Below are 18,754 nucleotides of genomic sequence, written 5' to 3' on the forward strand. Positions count from 1 at the left end.
CTCAATTTACTTTTTTATACGTTGTTTCAAGTTAAACCAAATGTCCATTAATCCGAATAAGTACGCAAACGGTTTAAATATAAATGCCATTACAAAGATGATGACACCTACTATAATTGGTAATTTTTTAACTTTTACAAATAAATGGAACAACGATAATGCTTGTATAAATATAACCCATTCTAACACAAATTGTAAGTTAGTGACTATGCCATACGCGACGACATTGTCTTGCGTGACAAACAAACTCACAAGTACTGTGATCACAAAAACAAATGCTACACTTCTATTGATTTGCCACATAAATAATGGTCTGAACACTGGTGTTGCGACTTTGAATTTTCTTAAAATCGGAAACGTCACAACTAAATTCACAAGCACTAATAAGAATACCCATAATACTATATACCCAGGAATGCTCGCTTGTAATATTTCTAATGAAACTTGTAATGATTCTTCGATTTCAGTTGTTATATTGCCACCCATTTGGAAATATGACAGTAATACATCATGGTACTGGCTAAAGAACTTGCTTGTTAAAGGTAAGTTTCCCGTAATTTGTAAAATTAACACACTACCTATCGTCAAAATACTCATAAATGTTGTCACTAAGTACAACATACGTTCTTTAGATGTATGCTCAATAAGTAACTGCCCAATAAATACACTCATAAAAATAACAAGTGTCATGGCAGTTAATAAGAATACATGATTAAATAGAACAGTTGCACATAAAGTTATGACAACCGTCACAAAAAAGGACGGTTTAGAGCGATACCAAAGAATCGTTCCTGGTATCGTAATAAATGGTATGATCAATATTGCTAATAATGGTACAAAGTTTATTATAGCGGCACTTAGAACTAGTACAAGTGTTGCTATGATTGTCGCTTTTATATCGACTTTAAAAGACAAATTTTTCACTTCCCAATCTAAATTAAACATCTTTCTCTATTTTACAGATTTTTATCCTTTAAAACAATATAGGTGACTTTTAAGTTGATATCAGCGTGCTTTAAATTTATATAATTTTAAGAAATGATAAACGTTCGGCGCCCAATCTCCAAAATTCAATAAAAATCCATCATGACCAACGTTGTCTTGAACATAGAAATGTCTATGATACTTAAAGAATCGGCCTAAAGCTCTCACTTGGTCATCTGGATATAATAAATCATCCGCAAATCCTAACGTTAATACTTTCGTTTCTAATTGACGTAGACGTTCTTCAACATCATCTCGCCCTCTAGATATGTCATGACTGTCTAATACATCTAACAATGTTAAATAGCAGTCTTTATCGAATGCTTCTTTAAATTTATTGCCTTGATATTTTTGGTAGCTTACAACATCATCTGCAGAGAATCTTGATTCGTAATCTTTACTTGAACGATACGTTAAAAAGCCAAGTTGTCTTGCGATGCTTAAACCGTCTTGTCCGTTCATATGAATAACTTGTCTAGCAATTTCATTAAATGCTCTACTATATGATGAAGTCTTCTCTGTCGCAGCTAATATGACTGCTTTTTTCACTTCAAACGAACCGTCATAAAGCATTTCTAACGTTTGCATTCCACCTAAAGAGCCACCAATTAATACATCTATTTTTTCGTAACCAAATTGTTTCAATCCTAATATGTTTGCTCTCGCAACATCTCTCATCGTCAAATGTTCCGGGAAATTTGGTGTATTTAATCTTGAACTGGATCCATAAGGACTGCCAATTACATTAAATGTTATAAATTGATAATCATTAATTGAAAGGTAACCGCCATCTATAATTTCACGCCACCAACCTGCATGCTCATCATCACCATATGTTAAATGGTTGCCAGTTAACGCATGACAAACTACAACGAGTGGCTGGCCTTTATAACCCACATACTCATATTGAAGTTTTAAGTTATCAATCACTTCACCAGATTCTGTTTCAAAATGTCCAAGATCTACTATGCCTGTTTCTCGAGAAATAATCACATTAAAACCCCCTCTTATTTAAATTGAAAGACTTCTTACTCGTCAAAGAAGTAAGAAGTCCTCATCATCCTTATTATGCGAGTATACTCGTTGGTAGTAGCACCGTATCTGTTATGACCGGTTGCTGAAGTGTCGTCGGGCCAATTCCCTCAACTTCTCTGAATAAGCTTTGCTATGTAATTTATATTAAGAATACTAGAAATGAGCAATTCTTTCAATAAGTTAACGAATGAAATTAAAAGACTAATCTCACAATTGCCATAATAAACATACCGGCTATAACTGTAATCGTTAAACTTCTAAATATGAGCGCTATTAGAATCGTTGGTATCGCGACAATAATGCTCTCAAAATTAAGCGTAAATCCAGCATTGCCTTCTTGATTTAACATGCCTTCTAATATAAATGCCGTAAAGAGACATACCGGCACATATTGTAACCACTTGATCATACTTTCAGGTAAATCCGCTTTTGATAACAATACAAATGGAGAAACACGGATAATCCAAGTTAAAATAAAACAACTTAACGTAATTAAAATTAAATACATCGATATACTCATTTATCAAACACCACCCCTACGATAGAAGCAATAATTGTCGACACAATAATAGATAAATAAGTTGGCATAAATAATGTCAGAATAAGCATGCATACAATCGTTAATAAAATTAAATAAAGATATACTAAGACTTTGCTTTTATGTATCGTTTCAAACTGAGCAATCAATAAAAATATAAACATCGCTGTTAAAGCATAATCGAGACCAAACATTTCAGGTTTAGGTATTAAGTTTCCGACTAAACCGCCAATAATAGATGTCACAATCCATAATAAATAAGCTGAAATATTTAAACCATGCATCCAAGTCGCATTGAGCGATTTCTCTTTCGCATATTTCGTAATCGCAACACCAAATGACTCATCCGTTACAAGTGTACCTATTCCTACATTCGACCAGAAACCATTACCTTTAAATGCTGGTACTAAAGCCAAACTTTGAAGAAACATTCTTGAGTTAACAAAAAATACCGTCAATAGAATTGCTGAAATAGGGGAGTGAATGGCAACTAACGCACATATAATAAATTGAGCAGCACCCGCATAGACAAAAATAGACAACAATGCAATTTCTAAAATAGATAAATCAGATGAAATACCGACAATACCAAAAGCTAATGCAACACTAAAGTACCCAAGCATAGTAGGTATACAGTCTTTCACACCTTGAAGAAACAAACCTTTATTCGTAATACTCGTACTTGTCACAACGTTGCCTCCAAACTACAGTTACAGGTAAGTCTAACGTTTGTCTAACCTCAGTCTTACTTACCTATAAAGAAATTTAATATGTATTAGTTTTATCATACCTATATTACTTTATCAATAACACTTGATTAAATATTCGGAAAATAATTAAATAAAAAACAGCAGAAATTCAATTGAATGAATTTCTACTGTTTGATTATCTATATGAATTATTCACTTAAACCGAATTCTGCACTTGCTTCGAATTTAACATCTCTACCGATCATTACGCCACCAGTTTCTAATGCTTGGTTAAATGATACGCCGTATTTTTCACGGTCGATTTTACCAGTTACTGCGAAACCTGTTACTGTTTCACCGTTTAATGGGTTTTTACTTACGCCGTTGAAATCAACGTCGAATGTTTCTTCGTGTGTTACACCAGCGATTGTTAAATCACCTGTAATTGAATCTTCACTGATTGATTTTGTTTCAAATGTAATATTTGGGTTTTCATCTGCACTAAAGAAGTCAGCTGATTTTAAGTGAGCGTCACGGTCAGCGTTTTTAGTGTTGATTGAATCTGCTTTTATTGTAACTGTTGCTTTTAATGTAGAAAGGTCATTGATATCTCCTGATACTTCTACGTTATAATCTTCAAAAGTACCTTTAACGCGAGATACCATTAAATGTTTTACTGTAAATTCTAAACTACTGTGTGCTTTGTCGAAATTGAAATTTGTCATGTGTCAAAACTCCCTTTATTTATTTTGTATACTTAGTATATCAAATATAAAAAGTATATTCAAGCATTAAATCAAAAAAAGAGTAACCAATATATGATTACCCTTTTTGAGAGATTTAACTCATTTATAATTTGATTGTTTTTAAGCCGCCCATAAATGGTACTAATACTTCAGGTACAGTGATTGTACCGTCTTCATTTTGGTAGTTTTCAACGATTGCAGCAAATGTACGACCTACTGCTAAACCACTTCCGTTTAGTGTGTGTACGTATTCTGGTTTCGCATCTTTGTTTCGTTTAAATCTAATATTTGCTCTACGTGCTTGGAAATCTGTCATATTTGAACATGAACTGATTTCTTTATAATCGTTGTAACTTGGTAGCCATACTTCTATATCATATGTTTTAGAGCTTCCAAATCCAATATCTCCAGTACATAAGTTCACAGTTCTGTATGGTAATTCTAAAGCTTGTAAAATATTTTCAGCGTGTTGAGTTAACTCTTCTAGTGCTTTAAATGAATCTTCAGGTCTTTCATATCTCACCATTTCAACTTTGTTAAATTGGTGTAATCTAATTAAACCTCTTGTATCTCTACCTGCTGATCCAGCTTCACTTCTGAAACATGCAGATTGCCCTGTAAATTTAATTGGGAATTGTTCATCTTGTAACACTTCATCACGATAGAAGTTTGTTAAAGGTACTTCAGCTGTTGGAATTGTATATAAGCCTTCTTTTTCTACTTTGAATAAATCTTCTTCAAATTTAGGTAATTGGCTTGTACCAAACATAGAATCTGCGTTTACAAGTTGAGGTACCATCATTTCAGTATAACCATGTTGCGTTGTATGCATCGTTACCATGAAGTTCATAAGTGCTCTTTCAAGTTGTGCTCCTTGACCTGTTAAGAATACGAAGCGTGCACCTGATACTTTAGCAGCTCTTTCAAAGTCTGCCATTTTAAGACTTTCAACTAAGTCCCAATGCGCTTTAGATTCAAAATCAAATTGACGTGGTGTACCCCATTTACGTACTTCTACATTATCATCTTCATCTTTACCAACTGGTGTTTCATCACTAATTAAATTAGGAATTCTTACTAATCTGTACGTAACATCTTCATTTAATTGATTTAAATTTTGATCGATTTCTTTAATTTGATCGCCAACTTGACGCATTTCTAAAATAACATCGTCTGCATTTTCTTTATTGCGTTTCTTCTGCGCAATTTCCCCGCTTACTTTATTACGTCGTGATTTAAGTTCTTCTGTTTGAGCGATGAGTTCACGGCGCTTTTTGTCTAATTCTAAAATTTCATCGATGACCTTTGGATCGTCACCTCTTTTGGCTACTTTATCTTTAACAAATTCCGGTTCAGACCTAATTAATCTAATGTCTAACATAATATTTCCTCCCTCTTATACTATAATTGTTTAAGAAAAAAGCACCACGTTCCTCGTTGTTACACAAGGGACGTGGTGCTTACGCGTTGCCACCCTATTTAACAGTTATTAAAAACTGCACTCTAAGTCATATAACGGTTTCTACCGATTGTTCTTCTTAAAAGGATAGATTCGTTTAAGTTTCATGACTTGTTTGCACCAACCACAAGCTCTCTATACATGTACGCTTAAATTACTTATTCCTAAACAATATAGTTATTAAATTAACATAAATATATCAAATTGATATCATATTTTCAAGCTATACTTATGATTCAGTCAAAAGACCTGTATTTTCATAGACTTTTTTACCGTTAATGATCACTGTTTCAGCATGGTTTACACCGTAATGATATGGTAAATATTCATGGTTTGGAATATCCCATACGACTACATCAGCTTGATCGCCAACTTCAAGTGTACCTGCTTCTGCATCAATTGCTTTAGCTGCATTAACAGTGACAGCATTCCAAATTTCATTAGGCGTCAGTTTAAGCTTTAATGCCGCAATGCTCATTACAAGTTGAAGGTTGTCCGTCACACAGCTACCTGGATTGAAGTCAGTCGCAATTGCTACTGCACCGTTATGATCAATCATACCTCTTGCATCTGCATATTGATCTTTACCTAAATAGAATGTTGTGCCTGGCAATAGTACGGCTACAGTGTCACTGTCTTTTAACGCTGCCTTATCTTCTTCACTAGAAGCTACGAGATGGTCTGCAGATATTGCACCCTCATCTATCGCTAATCCTAGTCCACCAAGTGGATCGATTTCATCAGCATGAATTTTAACTTTTAAACCTTTATCTTTTGCCGCTTGCATATAACGTCTTGATTCTTCAATTGTGAATACACCTGTTTCACAGAAGATATCCGCGAAGTCAGCTTTATCTTTCACATCGTCTAATAAATCAATCATTTCTTGTAAGAATGTTGCATTGTCTTTCGCATCTTTAGGCACTGCGTGTGGTCCTAAAAATGTATGTTTCATTCGAATCGGTAAATCTTGCGCTAATTGGTGTGCCACATTTAATTGTTTTAATTCAGTTGCTTTATCTAAACCATAACCACTTTTAGCTTCTACAGTTGTCGTACCGAATTGAATCATTCTAATAATTTCTTTTTTAGATTTTTCGTATAGTGTTTCTTCACTTGATTCACGAGTAGCTTCAACCGTACTTAAAATTCCGCCACCTTGTTTCAAGATATCAAGATAACTTACCCCTTGTTGTTTAAGTGCCATTTCATGTTCTCTAGACCCGCCAAATACTAAGTGTGTATGTGCATCTACTAAACCTGGTGATACGACTTTATGAGTGGCATCAATGACTTCTTTAGCTTCAAATTCTTCAGTATGTTCACCTGCATAAACGACTTTACCTTCATTTACGACAACTGTGCCATTCTTGATAATATTTAATTCATTTAATGCTCTTCCTTTAAGAGGTCCGTCAGTCTTCTTCGGCAAAATTAATCCACCTATATTTTGGATGATGATATCATTCATGGTTATCTTTCTCCTTTAACATTGGAATATCTACGTTTCTTTCTTTTGCAGTATCAATTGCAATGTCATACCCTGCATCAGCATGTCTTACTACACCCATACCTGGGTCAGTTGTTAATACTCTGCCTAGTCTTCTCTCAGCACGTTCACTACCGTCTGCTACTACGACCATACCAGCGTGTAATGAGTAACCCATACCTACACCGCCACCATGGTGAACTGAAATCCAAGAACCACCAGCAGCTGTGTTTACAAGTGCATTTAAGATTGCCCAGTCACCTACAGCATCTGATCCATCTTTCATTGATTCTGTTTCTCTGTTTGGTGATGCTACTGAACCTGAATCTAAGTGGTCACGTCCAATAACGATTGGTGCTGAAATTTCACCTTTTCTTACAAGTTCATTTAATGCTAATCCCATTTTTGCACGTTCGCCATATCCAAGCCATGCAATTCTTGAAGGTAAGCCTTGGAAAGCAATTTTTTCACTTGCCATATCTAACCAGCGCATTAATTTTTCATCTTCAGGGAAGAGTTCGCGCATTAATTCGTCTGCTCTTTCAATATCTTTAGGGTCACCACTTAAAGCAGCAAATCTAAATGGTCCTTTACCTTCACAGAATAATGGACGGATATATGCAGGTACGAATCCTGGGAAATCAAATGCATTTTCTAAACCTTCATCAAATGCTACTTGTCTAATATTATTACCATAGTCAAATGCAACAGCACCATTTTTTTGGAATAATAACATTGCTTCTACATGTTTTTTCATAGATGCTGAAGACAATTCTACGTATTTTTTAGGGTCACTTTCACGAAGTTTATCCGCTTCTTCAAGTGAATATCCTTCAGGCACATAACCGTTTAATGGATCATGTGCAGAAGTTTGGTCAGTCACAATATCAATTTTAAATCCTCTATTTAAGATTTCATGATGAATTTCAGCAGCATTACCTACTAAACCAATTGATAAAGGTTTACCCGCTTTTTTAGCTTCTTCTGCTTTTTCTAAAGCTTCATCTAATGAATCTGTCATAACATCACAATATCTTGTTTCGATACGTTTTTCAATTCTAGACGGATCGACGTCTACACAGATAGCGACCCCACCATTCATCGTTACAGCTAATGGTTGCGCACCACCCATACCGCCTAATCCAGCTGTTAACGTAATCGTACCTTCTAATGATCCTCCAAAATGCTGGTTCGCACATTCAGCAAATGTTTCGTAAGTACCTTGAACAATACCTTGAGAACCAATATAGATCCAGCTACCAGCAGTCATTTGACCGTACATCATAAGCCCTTTTTTATCTAATTCATGGAAATGTTCCCAGTTAGCCCATTTAGGTACTAATACAGAGTTTGATAATAATACACGCGGTGCTTCTTCATGTGTTTTGAAAACAGCAACTGGCTTACCAGATTGAACAAGCATCGTTTCATCATTTTCTAATCTTCTTAACGTTTCAACTATCGCGTCGAAACTTTCCCAGTTACGCGCTGCTTTACCAATACCACCATATACAACTAACTTCTCAGGATGTTCCGCAACCTCAGGATCAAGGTTGTTGTATAACATTCTTAGAACCGCTTCTTGCTCCCAACCTTTACACTCAATTTCCAAACCTTTTTTCGCTTTAATCGCTCTAGACATATTTCATTTCCCCTTTACTAAAAAATTAATAAACTAAACGGTATCGCAATTAATAAAGTAAGTGCGACACGGATAAACCAAATCACTACTAACTTCCATATTGGAATTTTGATATCTGTTGCTAAAATACAAGGTACCAAAGCAGAGAAGAATATAATTGCTGAGATACTCGTAATTGCTGTAACGAACTTCACTTCAATTGATGCTTTAACAACTAGAAGTGAAGGTAAGAACATTTCTATAATTGAAATTGTTGAAGCTTTCGCTAACAATGCTTTATCATCTATCGGAAAAATATAGATAAATGGATAAAATATATAACTTAACCAATCAATAATAGGTGTGAAATTAGCTAATACCAAACCTAGAAATCCGATTGAAAGAATAGAAGGTTGTATCGCCATCGTCATCTCTATACCGTCTTTTAAGTTGGTCATGATATTTTTAAATAATGATAATGATTGGTGTGATTGTCTCTTTGCTTCTTCATAAGCTGTTTTTAAATAATTGCCTTGCACTTTTACTTCTTTTTGACCTTCTTGGTTCTGATAATAAGCTTCCGATTCACTTGAAATCGGCGGTAGATGTGCAGAAATTGCAGTCACTGCAAATGTGATCACTAACGCCGACCAGAAGAACAAATTCCACATATCCATTAAATCTAGTGTTCTTGCGACAATAACCATAAATGTTGCTGATACTGTAGAAAACCCAGTCGCAATTATGACCGCTTCTTTCTTGTTATACATATCATCTTTATAAACTCTATTTGTAATCAGTAATCCTAATGAATAACTCCCTACAAATGAAGCTACTGCGTCAACAGCAGACTTACCAGGCGTCTTAAATATCGGTCTCATAACAGGTTGCATAAAGACACCAATAAATTCTAAGAGCCCATAACCAACTAAAAATGATAATGCAATAGCACCTACTGGAATCAATATACTGAGTGGTAACATTAACTTTTCAAATAAGAACGGACCGTAGTTAGGCTCAAATAATAGTTTCGGACCAATTTTAAAGACATACATACACCCAATAATTGCGCCGATAATTTTGACTAATACTAAAATTAAATCTGTAACTGACTTTTTAAAATCCATTCTTATGACAGGTAATATTGCGCCAATCAATATAATGATTAGTGCGTAATAAGCAGTGTATTCACCTAATAATGAACGTATGCCCAAATGTATGTGATCTACTAGTATCGTATTATTTTTACCAATCGTTATAGGTACAAAGAACAATACAATACCTAACAGACTAAATACATAAAATCTCCACATATCCTTACCTTTGTTGTTTTGATGCTGATTTCTCATCACAACACCCCTTTGTTTGTATAATAACTATCTTAAATATTCACAAACTTTCTCTATATCATGATGGAATACTCTATCTTGTGTGATTGAAGGTACGATTGATCTTAGTTCTTCGTATTTTGCTTTTGTCTTCGGTGATAGTTTGTCTACACCTTTAATTTCTACTGCTTGCAGCGCGATAATACATTCTATAGATATAACTCTTCGTACGTTCTGTATAATTTGATACGCATGTCTTGCGCCTATTGTTCCCATTGATACATGGTCTTCTTGGTTTGCAGATGATGGGATTGAATCCACACTTGCTGGATGTGCTAATGTCTTATTCTCTGATACGAGTGATGCTGCTGCGTATTGCATGATCATTGCACCACTTTGTAAGCCTGGCTCAGGACTTAAGAATGCTGGTAATCCGCCATTGAGTTGTGGATTAACTAATCTTTCAAGTCTTCTTTCTGATACATTCGCTAACTCAGCGACACCAATTTTCAAGAAATCTACGGCAAATGCTATTGGTTGTCCATGGAAGTTACCACCTGAGATTACGAGTGTTTCATCATCGTTATCAAATATTAATGGATTATCATTTGCTGCGTTCATTTCTAATTCTAATTTTTCTTTTACATAATTTAATACTTGGAAGCTTGCGCCGTGTATTTGCGGTATACATCTCAATGTATATGCATCTTGTACGCGTACTTCACCTTGTCTAGTTGTTAATTTAGAACCTTCTAACCAATTTCTCATACGCTCTGCTACTTCAACTTGTTCATTAAAGTTTCTGACGATATGCACATGTTCATCATATGCATCTACGATACCGTTTAATGCTTGATGTGTTAATGCAGCAATCCATTCTGCATGATATGCAATATTTTCAGCTTCAATATATGCAATCACACCTTGAGATGTCATCGCTTGTGTACCGTTTATAAGGGCTAATCCTTCTTTCGCTTGTAACGAATGTGGTTCCAATCCTACTTCGTGTAAGACTTCTTTCGCATTTCTAGTTTCACCTTTATAATGGACGTCTCCTTCACCAATTAACGCTAAAGCTAAGTGAGATAATGGTGCTAAATCTCCTGAAGCACCTAACGATCCTTGCTCAGGTATGACAGGAATGATTCTTCTATTAATAAATTCTACTAATAACGAAACAAGTTTTTCTGTAACACCTGAATGGCCTTTTAACATTGTATTTAACCTTAAGACCATCATGATTAATGACACATTATCTGGAAAAGGTTTACCCGTACCACATGAATGAGAACGTATTAAATTGACTTGTAAATCGTTGTATTTTTCTTTTTCTATTAATACATCACTAAATAATCCGAAACCAGTCGTAATACCATAAATCGTTTCTTTATTTTTAATGATTTTTTCTACTGTTTCACGACTTTTTCTGACATTAACTAATGCTTCTTCTGAAATGGATATTTGACCACCTTCTTTCAAAAATTGTTTAATGTCTTGAATTGTTAAATCTTTACCATTCAATACTAAGTTCACTGAAAACACTCCTTTTTAGGACACAAAAAAATACAACAAATCAAAATTTGTTGCACCTTTCTTATATCTAGTATCTAGTAGGTGTTTCTATGTCTTATATATGATTGATACCTAACCCAATTGTTTCATGTTCTTTACCTTTTATAGGCGCTCCGATTGTACCGTACAAACTCACAGCTATCCATTCACCTTCTGCTTTATCTCGGTAAGGATAACCTCTAACTATTGAAAACTTTAAGCCAACCGTTCGCATAATTTCACCAATAGATAATTCACCTCTTGTAATACCATTCACCGCTTCTAAAATCGCATGGTATAACGCGTGTGTTTCTCTATACTGACTTTCCGAAATAATCCCTTGTCTTCTAGCCGCTGTTTCAACAGATGCAATGATTTTATTTAATGACATTGTGCCAATTTTGCCTACAATAAATTGCATATCATGACATTGAGGCATTAATTGCTTTGCCGTTTGCTCATCTGTGATCGTTAATAACGTAGCGTACTTCCCAATTGATATTTGTTCAGTCATGTGAAAGCTCCTATCTCATCTAATAACTAATGTCTATATTTATATTAAGTATACGCTTTCAGAAATTTTCTGACAATACTTTTTAGCACATCCATAACTCAGTGATTGATTAATATATTAGCCTGTTAAAGTAATTTATTTGTTACGTTTTGGAAAATTCTCTGTTCAATTTCAACTTTAAGTGGCATAATAAATCGTACAATTATTTGAAGGTGGGTTAATATGAAGACTATTTCATCTGTCACAATTCCAAAAAGAGAACAAGAATCTCATAAAGGGGATTATGGTAGGATATTATTAATCGGAGGTAACGCTAATTTAGGTGGCGCAATTATTTTAGCAGCGAGGGCATGTGTATTTAGTGGTAGTGGACTTATAACTGTTTCTACACATTCATCCAATTTTGCTGCATTGCATTCAAGATGTCCTGAAGCAATGGTTTCAGATATCACGGATTTAAAAAAGCTTTCTAAATTAATTGAGCAATCGGATTGTATTTTAATAGGTCCAGGTCTCGGTTTAGATTTTAAAGGGAATAACACATTAACATTTCTATTCCAAAATATTCAGCCACACCAAACATTAATTATTGATGGAGATGCTATTACGATTTTAAGTAAGTTAAAGCATACTTTACCTGAATGTGAGATTATCTTTACGCCTCACCAAAAAGAATGGGAAAGACTGAGTAATATCCCGATTGAAGAACAAACATATGAAAACAATAAAGAAGCGGTTGATGCGTTAAATGCAACAGTCGTATTGAAAAAACATGGTACTGAATTATTCTTTAAAGATCATGAATATAAATTATCTATTGGTACACCTGCTATGGCAACAGGTGGAATGGGAGATACGTTAGCAGGAATGATCACAAGTTTCGTTGGACAATTTGATTTAGAAGAAGCGGTTATTAACGCAACGTATATTCACAGTTATATTGGTGAAAAGCTTTCTAAAGATATGTATATCGTACCACCATCAAAACTTATAGATGAAATTCCATATGCTATGAAATCATTCGAAGCTTAAATATTCAAAATAAAAAAGCATATCACGCTACTGATGCTCATCAGTAAGCTTGTGATATGCTTCTTTATATATTATTCTTCGTCGTTATCTTGTTCTTCGATGTCTTCATTTACACGTTCCATGAAGTCTTCTCTTAAATCTTCTTTACCTTCTTGTGCGTCAGTTTCAACAGCTTCAGTTTCTGTTGTTTCTTCTAACACTCCTTCAACAGGTGATTCTGCAATTTCATCTTCGTCTGGCTCAACTTTAGCTACTGTTGCAACATGTTGATTATCACCTAAACGGATTAATCTTACACCTTGAGCACTTCTACCATTTTGAGAGATATCTGCTACGTGTAATCTAATGATGACACCTGAATTTGTAACAATCATTAAGTCTTCGTCACCGTTGACTGTTGTGATACAAACAAGGTTACCATTCTTCTCAGTTAGAGTGGCAGTCTTAATACCTTTACCACCTCTATTAGAGATACGATATTGATCAGCTGACGTACGTTTACCATAACCTTTTTCAGTTACGATAAGTATTTCATCTTGTTGATCTTCATCTGTAACATCTAATCCGATAACTTCATCATCTTCTCTTAATGTAATACCTTTCACACCCGCTGCTGTTCTTCCTAATGGGCGTAATTTAGATTCATCAAAGCGTATTAATGATGCATGTTTCGTACCAATAATGATTTCTTTCGTACCATCTGTCAGTCTAACCGCAATAAGCTCGTCGCCTTCTTTAAAGTTGATCGCGATTTTACCATTTTTGTTAATACGTGAGAAATTAGATAATTTAGAACGTTTAACTGTACCATGTTTAGTAGCAAAGACTAAGTAATCTTCTTCACTTGATAAGTCTTTAACAGCTATCATCGTACTAATCATTTCATCTTTTTCGATTTCTAATGCATTAACGATTGGTAAGCCTTTAGATTGTCTAGACATTTCAGGAATTTCGTAACCTTTAAGTTTGTAGACACGACCTTTATTCGTAAAGAATAAGACGTTATCATGTGTACTTAATGTTACGAGTTGGCTAACAAAGTCATCTTCTATCGTATTCATACCTTGTACACCACGTCCACCTCTATTTTGTGAACGATATGTAGATACTGGTAATCGTTTAATATAGTTGTTATGACTTAATGAAATAACGATTTGTTCTTCTGGGATTAAGTCTTCATCTTCAATTTGATCAAGACCTGCTGCCGTAATTTCTGTACGACGCTCATCACCATATTTATCTCTTATTTCAGTAATTTCTTCTCGAATGATTTCTAGTAATTTTTCTTCATCACGTAAAATCTCTTTTAATTCTTCAATAAGTTTAAGTAAATCTTGATATTCTTTTTCGATTTTGTCGCGTTCTAAACCAGTTAAACGACGTAAACGCATATCTAAAATCGCTTGCGCTTGTCTTTCAGAAAGGTTGAAACGATTTTGTAAACCTTCCATCGCTTCTGAGTCACTTTGTGATTCACGAATTAATGTAATGATTTCATCGATATGATCTAATGCGATTCTTAAACCTTCTAGAATATGCGCTCTATCTTGAGCTTTTTTCAAGTTATATTTCGTACGTCTTGTTACGACATCTTTTTGGTGTTCTAAATAATGATATAGAACTGCACGTAAGCCTAATAATTTAGGTTTACCATCGACTAATGCAATCATATTCACACCAAATGATGTTTGTAATGGTGTTTGTTTGTATAGATTGTTAAGAATAACATTAGCATTCGCATCTTTTCTAACTTCTATAACTATACGTACACCGACTTTTAAGCTTGTTTCATCTCTTAAGTCTGTAATACCTTCAATTTTCTTATCGCGTGCTAATTCAGCAATTTTCTCGATTAATCTTGCTTTATTAACTTGGTAAGGTATTTCAGAAATGACGATACGTTCTTTACCATTTTTCATAACTTCGATTTCAGAACGTGCTCTCATTAAGATTGATCCACGACCAGTTTCGTATGCACGTCTAATGCCACTTCTACCCATAATTAAACCAGCTGTTGGGAAGTCAGGACCATGAACGATATCCATTAACTCATTTGTCGTAATTTCTGGGTTATGACTAAGCGCTAATACGCCGTCTATAACTTCATTTAAGTTATGAGGTGGAATATTTGTTGCCATACCAACTGCGATACCTGATGTACCATTCACCAATAAATTAGGGAATCTTGCAGGTAAGACTACCGGCTCTCTTTCGTTACCATCATAGTTGTCTTGAAAATCAATTGTATCTTTATTGATATCTCTTAATAATTCACTTGTAATTTTAGCCATACGTGCTTCTGTATAACGCATTGCAGCAGCACCATCACCATCCATAGAACCAAAGTTCCCTTGGCCATCTACTAATGGATATCTATAACTAAAGTCTTGTGCCATACGTACCATTGCTTCATAAATAGATGAGTCACCGTGTGGGTGATATTTACCCATTACGTCACCAACAATACGTGCAGACTTCTTGTAAGGTTTGTCTGAAGTCATACCTTGATCATTCATACCATATAAAATACGTCTATGAACTGGTTTTAAACCGTCTCTAACATCGGGTAATGCACGAGATACAATTACACTCATTGCATAGTCTAAGAATGATTCTTTCATTTCTTTACTGATGTTACGTTCACTAACTCTTGATTGTGGTATTTCAGCCATTAATCATATCCTCCTTAAATCGTAAATGATGCTTTATATATCTAACGTTGCGTATTCGGCATTTTCTTCAATAAATTGACGACGAAACTCAACAACATCTCCCATAAGCATTTCAAAAGTTTCGTCAGCTTCTATCGCATCTGTTAGTGTTACTTGAAGCATTGAACGATGTTCAGGATTCATTGTTGTTTCCCACAATTGATCAGCATTCATCTCTCCAAGACCTTTATAACGTGCTATAGACAATTTCGGTGTTGAGCTAAGTTCTTCTTTTAATTTATCTAATTCTCTATCGTTAAATACATAATATTTTTTCTTACCTTGTTCTACTTTGTATAAAGGTGGTTGTGCAATGTATACATAACCCGCTTCAATAAGTGGTCTCATAAATCTATAGAAGAATGTTAATAATAACGTTCTAATATGTGCACCATCGACATCGGCATCTGTCATAATAACTAATTTATGATATCTCGCTTTACTAATATCAAACTCTCCACCAATACCTGTTCCTAGACCTGTAATCATGGCACGAATTTCGTTATTACCTAAAATTCTATCTAAACGTGCTTTTTCAACGTTTAAAATCTTACCACGTAACGGTAGAATCGCTTGTGTCTTAGAGTCACGACCTAATTTAGCAGACCCCCCGGCAGAGTCACCCTCAACGATGTATAATTCACATTCTTCAGGTTTCTTACTTGAACAGTCTGCAAGTTTACCAGGTAAGCTTGATACTTCTAATGCTGATTTACGTCTTGTAACTTCTCTCGCTTTTTTAGCGGCAAGACGTGCTCTAGAAGCCATCACACCTTTATCTACAATGATTCTTGCCACGTTTGGATTCTCTAATAAGAAGCGTTCAAAGAGTTCAGAGAATAATTTATCAACGATTTGACGTACTTCTGAGTTACCTAATTTAGTCTTTGTTTGACCTTCGAATTGAGGATCACCGTGTTTAACAGATACAACAGCTGTCATACCTTCACGTACGTCTTCACCAGATAGCTTTTCTTCGCCTTCTTTAAGAAGCTTGTTCTTAATACCATAGCTGTTAATAACACGCGTTAATGCACGTTTAAATCCATCCTCATGCGTACCACCTTCATAAGTATGAATGTTGTTCGCATAAGTTAATAAATTCGTCGCAAAACCATTGTTATATTGAATGGCAATCTCAACTTCTACGTCATCTTTAGTATCATGAATATAGATTGGCTCATCATAAAGTACTTCTTTAGATTTATTTAACATTTCAACATAAGATTTAATACCGCCTTCATAGTGGTATGAATCTTCTTGAATGTTTTCGTCATCTCTTTCATCTCTCAATGAAATTTGGATACCTTTATTTAAGAATGCTAATTCACGAATACGTTTTTGTAATGTTTCATAGTCATATTCAGTTGTTTCAGTAAAGATTTCACCGTCAGCTTTAAAGCGTATTGTTGTACCTGTATGATCTGTGTCACCAATGACTTTCAAATCAAATGCTGGTACACCTCTTTCATACGCTTGATGATAAATTTTATTGTTAAGGTGAACGTAAACTTCTAAATTAGAAGATAGCGCATTTACGACAGATGAACCTACACCATGTAAACCACCAGATACTTTGTATCCGCCACCGCCAAATTTACCACCGGCATGAAGTACTGTTAAGATAACTTCTACAGCAGGACGTCCCATTTTCTCTTGAATATCAACAGGTATACCTCTACCGTTATCTGTTACTTTAATCCAATTGTCCTTTTCTATTACAAGTTCAACATGATCTGCATATCCAGCTAATGCTTCATCGATACTGTTATCTACAATTTCCCAAACGAGATGATGTAATCCTCTTGCAGATGTAGAACCTATATACATACCAGGGCGTTTACGGACTGCCTCTAAACCTTCTAATACTTGTATCTGATCTGCACCATAACTTGAAGCGTTATTTTGTTCTGACACGTATTTCCACCTTCACTTTCATCTACTCAATAATATTGCCTTTAGATACATTAAATACCTTGGCATCTTTCATAATCTCATGCTCTATTCCATCAACAGATGTTGTTGTTACAAACGTTTGTACCTTCTCTTGAATTGTACTTAATAAATGGGTTTGTCGATTATCATCAAGTTCACTTAGCACATCGTCTAACAGTAGAATTGGATATTCACCAACGACTTGATTAATCAACTCAATCTCAGCAAGCTTTATGGATAATGCTGTCGTACGTTGCTGTCCTTGAGAACCATAAATTTGTACATTCATATCATTAACATGAAAACTAATGTCGTCTCTATGCGGTCCAAAGCGTGCACTTCCACGTTCAATCTCTTTATCCATTGAATCATTAAGCAACGAACAAAAAGCCTCTTTCAGTTCAGTTACATCTTGATATGTTTCTGATAGTTTAATATTCGGCTCATATTGAACCTTTAAACTTTCTTTTTCGCTCGTAATGCCTTGATGGATCACTTCGGCAATCTTTTCTAATTCACGAATAAAGTGCGCACGTTTCAAAGTCACATTGGCTGCCGCTTCTGAAAATTGCTCATTGAATACTTCTAACATCGTTCGATCTTTCATTTTCCCAATTTGTAATTGTTTGAGGTAATGATTTTTTTGTTTAAGTAATCTTTGATAACTAGATAAATGATTTAAATAGACCGCAGACATCTGACCGAGTTCCATATCAATAAAACGTCGTCTGATTTGCGGGCTACCTTTTACAATATTTAAATCTTCTGGTGCGAACAACACCACGTTTAAGTGACCAATATACTGCGTTAATCGGCTCTGTTCTAGATGATTAACTCTCGCCTTTTTGCCTTTTTTCGTAATGATTAAAGAAATAGGCATTGAGCCATGACGATAACTTAGTTCACCTTCTATTTTACCATACTCTTCACCAAACTGTATGAGTTCTTTATCATTCGAAGTCCTATGACTTTTAGCCAATGCTAAAGTATAGATAGATTCTAATAAATTCGTCTTACCTTGCGCATTCTCACCAATTAATATATTAACATTGGAATTAAATTCAAGTGTACATTTATCATAATTTCTATAATGAGTTAAAGTAAGTTTCTGTAATATCATAA

General features: G+C 34.8%; 15 protein-coding genes, 1 riboswitch and 1 other annotated feature. Of the genes, 1 reads left to right on the forward strand and 14 read right to left on the reverse strand.

Annotated elements, in window-relative coordinates:
• Positions 1 to 6: 6 nt before the first annotated feature.
• From LQ686_RS03680 to hutP, 11 genes are all read right to left on the reverse strand, one after another.
• Entirely contained in the window at positions 7 to 924 is a 918-nt protein-coding gene (locus tag LQ686_RS03680) for a DUF2232 domain-containing protein (RefSeq protein WP_233678303.1), read from the reverse strand.
• An 81-nt stretch (positions 925 to 1,005) separates the two neighbouring features.
• Positions 1,006 to 1,974, reverse strand: a complete 969-nt coding sequence (gene metX / locus LQ686_RS03685; protein ID WP_199219729.1) for a homoserine O-acetyltransferase MetX — start codon at positions 1,972 to 1,974, stop codon at positions 1,006 to 1,008.
• 70 nt (positions 1,975 to 2,044) lie between these two features.
• Positions 2,045 to 2,146, reverse strand: a riboswitch (SAM riboswitch).
• A 66-nt stretch (positions 2,147 to 2,212) separates the two neighbouring features.
• Entirely contained in the window at positions 2,213 to 2,539 is a 327-nt protein-coding gene (locus LQ686_RS03690; protein WP_239733170.1) for an AzlD domain-containing protein, read from the reverse strand.
• Positions 2,536 to 3,180, reverse strand: a complete 645-nt coding sequence (locus LQ686_RS03695) for an AzlC family ABC transporter permease (protein WP_182461750.1) — start codon at positions 3,178 to 3,180, stop codon at positions 2,536 to 2,538. Before LQ686_RS03695 ends, LQ686_RS03690 begins: the two co-directional genes overlap by 4 nt.
• Positions 3,181 to 3,455: 275 nt before the next feature.
• Positions 3,456 to 3,971, reverse strand: coding sequence for a YceI family protein (locus LQ686_RS03700; RefSeq protein WP_025906249.1), 516 nt, complete (start codon positions 3,969 to 3,971; stop codon positions 3,456 to 3,458).
• Positions 3,972 to 4,095: 124 nt separating this feature from the next.
• Positions 4,096 to 5,373: a serine--tRNA ligase gene (serS, locus tag LQ686_RS03705; protein WP_025906247.1), complete on the reverse strand. Its 1,278-nt coding sequence runs from the start codon at positions 5,371 to 5,373 to the stop codon at positions 4,096 to 4,098.
• 63 nt (positions 5,374 to 5,436) lie between these two features.
• Positions 5,437 to 5,632: a binding site (T-box leader), on the reverse strand.
• Positions 5,633 to 5,680: 48 nt separating this feature from the next.
• Positions 5,681 to 6,922 carry an imidazolonepropionase gene (hutI, locus tag LQ686_RS03710; protein WP_107565155.1) on the reverse strand — a complete coding sequence of 414 codons (1,242 nt, stop codon included), beginning with the start codon at positions 6,920 to 6,922 and terminating at the stop codon, positions 5,681 to 5,683.
• On the reverse strand, positions 6,915 to 8,582 hold the full coding sequence (hutU, locus tag LQ686_RS03715; protein ID WP_107565154.1) for a urocanate hydratase: 1,668 nt from the start codon (positions 8,580 to 8,582) through the stop codon (positions 6,915 to 6,917). The genes hutI and hutU overlap by 8 nt, the downstream gene beginning before the upstream one ends.
• Positions 8,583 to 8,599: 17 nt before the next feature.
• Positions 8,600 to 9,910 carry a YjiH family protein gene (locus LQ686_RS03720; protein ID WP_239733171.1) on the reverse strand — a complete coding sequence of 437 codons (1,311 nt, stop codon included), beginning with the start codon at positions 9,908 to 9,910 and terminating at the stop codon, positions 8,600 to 8,602.
• Positions 9,911 to 9,937: 27 nt separating this feature from the next.
• Positions 9,938 to 11,422, reverse strand: coding sequence for a histidine ammonia-lyase (gene hutH / locus LQ686_RS03725; RefSeq protein ID WP_107572671.1), 1,485 nt, complete (start codon positions 11,420 to 11,422; stop codon positions 9,938 to 9,940).
• 94 nt (positions 11,423 to 11,516) lie between these two features.
• Positions 11,517 to 11,954, reverse strand: a complete 438-nt coding sequence (gene hutP, locus LQ686_RS03730; protein WP_025906241.1) for a hut operon transcriptional regulator HutP — start codon at positions 11,952 to 11,954, stop codon at positions 11,517 to 11,519.
• Between the two features lie 222 nt (positions 11,955 to 12,176).
• Between hutP and LQ686_RS03735 the strand changes: the two genes are divergently transcribed.
• Positions 12,177 to 12,986 (forward strand): NAD(P)H-hydrate dehydratase, encoded by an 810-nt coding sequence (locus LQ686_RS03735; RefSeq protein ID WP_025906240.1) that lies wholly within the window; start codon positions 12,177 to 12,179, stop codon positions 12,984 to 12,986.
• Between the two features lie 71 nt (positions 12,987 to 13,057).
• Here the strand turns inward: LQ686_RS03735 and gyrA are convergent, their stop codons facing one another.
• The 3 genes from gyrA to recF are packed head-to-tail and all read right to left on the reverse strand — an operon-like array spanning position 13,058 to position 18,752.
• Positions 13,058 to 15,658 carry a DNA gyrase subunit A gene (gene gyrA, locus LQ686_RS03740; RefSeq protein WP_025906238.1) on the reverse strand — a complete coding sequence of 867 codons (2,601 nt, stop codon included), beginning with the start codon at positions 15,656 to 15,658 and terminating at the stop codon, positions 13,058 to 13,060.
• 33 nt (positions 15,659 to 15,691) lie between these two features.
• The gene (gene gyrB / locus LQ686_RS03745; RefSeq protein WP_025906237.1) at positions 15,692 to 17,614 is read right to left on the reverse strand and encodes a DNA topoisomerase (ATP-hydrolyzing) subunit B; all 1,923 of its coding nucleotides are present in this window, start codon (positions 17,612 to 17,614) and stop codon (positions 15,692 to 15,694) included.
• 22 nt (positions 17,615 to 17,636) lie between these two features.
• Positions 17,637 to 18,752, reverse strand: a complete 1,116-nt coding sequence (gene recF / locus LQ686_RS03750) for a DNA replication/repair protein RecF (protein WP_025906236.1) — start codon at positions 18,750 to 18,752, stop codon at positions 17,637 to 17,639.
• Positions 18,753 to 18,754: the final 2 nt, after the last annotated feature.

Source organism: Mammaliicoccus sp. J-M41 (genome assembly GCF_022385935.1).
In the GTDB taxonomy this organism is placed as follows: Bacteria; Bacillota; Bacilli; order Staphylococcales; family Staphylococcaceae; genus Mammaliicoccus; species Mammaliicoccus sciuri_A.

Coding starts and splice junctions, on each gene's coding strand:
- LQ686_RS03690 (WP_239733170.1), bottom strand. CDS start 2,539: ATGAGTATATCGATGTATTTAATTTTAATTACGTTAAGTTGTTTTATT.
- LQ686_RS03695 (WP_182461750.1), bottom strand. CDS start 3,180: ATGCTTGGGTACTTTAGTGTTGCATTAGCTTTTGGTATTGTCGGTATT.
- LQ686_RS03700 (WP_025906249.1), bottom strand. CDS start 3,971: ATGACAAATTTCAATTTCGACAAAGCACACAGTAGTTTAGAATTTACA.
- serS (WP_025906247.1), bottom strand. CDS start 5,373: ATGTTAGACATTAGATTAATTAGGTCTGAACCGGAATTTGTTAAAGAT.
- hutI (WP_107565155.1), bottom strand. CDS start 6,922: ATGAATGATATCATCATCCAAAATATAGGTGGATTAATTTTGCCGAAG.
- hutU (WP_107565154.1), bottom strand. CDS start 8,582: ATGTCTAGAGCGATTAAAGCGAAAAAAGGTTTGGAAATTGAGTGTAAA.
- LQ686_RS03720 (WP_239733171.1), bottom strand. CDS start 9,910: ATGAGAAATCAGCATCAAAACAACAAAGGTAAGGATATGTGGAGATTT.
- hutP (WP_025906241.1), bottom strand. CDS start 11,954: ATGACTGAACAAATATCAATTGGGAAGTACGCTACGTTATTAACGATC.
- LQ686_RS03735 (WP_025906240.1), top strand. CDS start 12,177: ATGAAGACTATTTCATCTGTCACAATTCCAAAAAGAGAACAAGAATCT.
- gyrA (WP_025906238.1), bottom strand. CDS start 15,658: ATGGCTGAAATACCACAATCAAGAGTTAGTGAACGTAACATCAGTAAA.
- recF (WP_025906236.1), bottom strand. CDS start 18,752: ATGATATTACAGAAACTTACTTTAACTCATTATAGAAATTATGATAAA.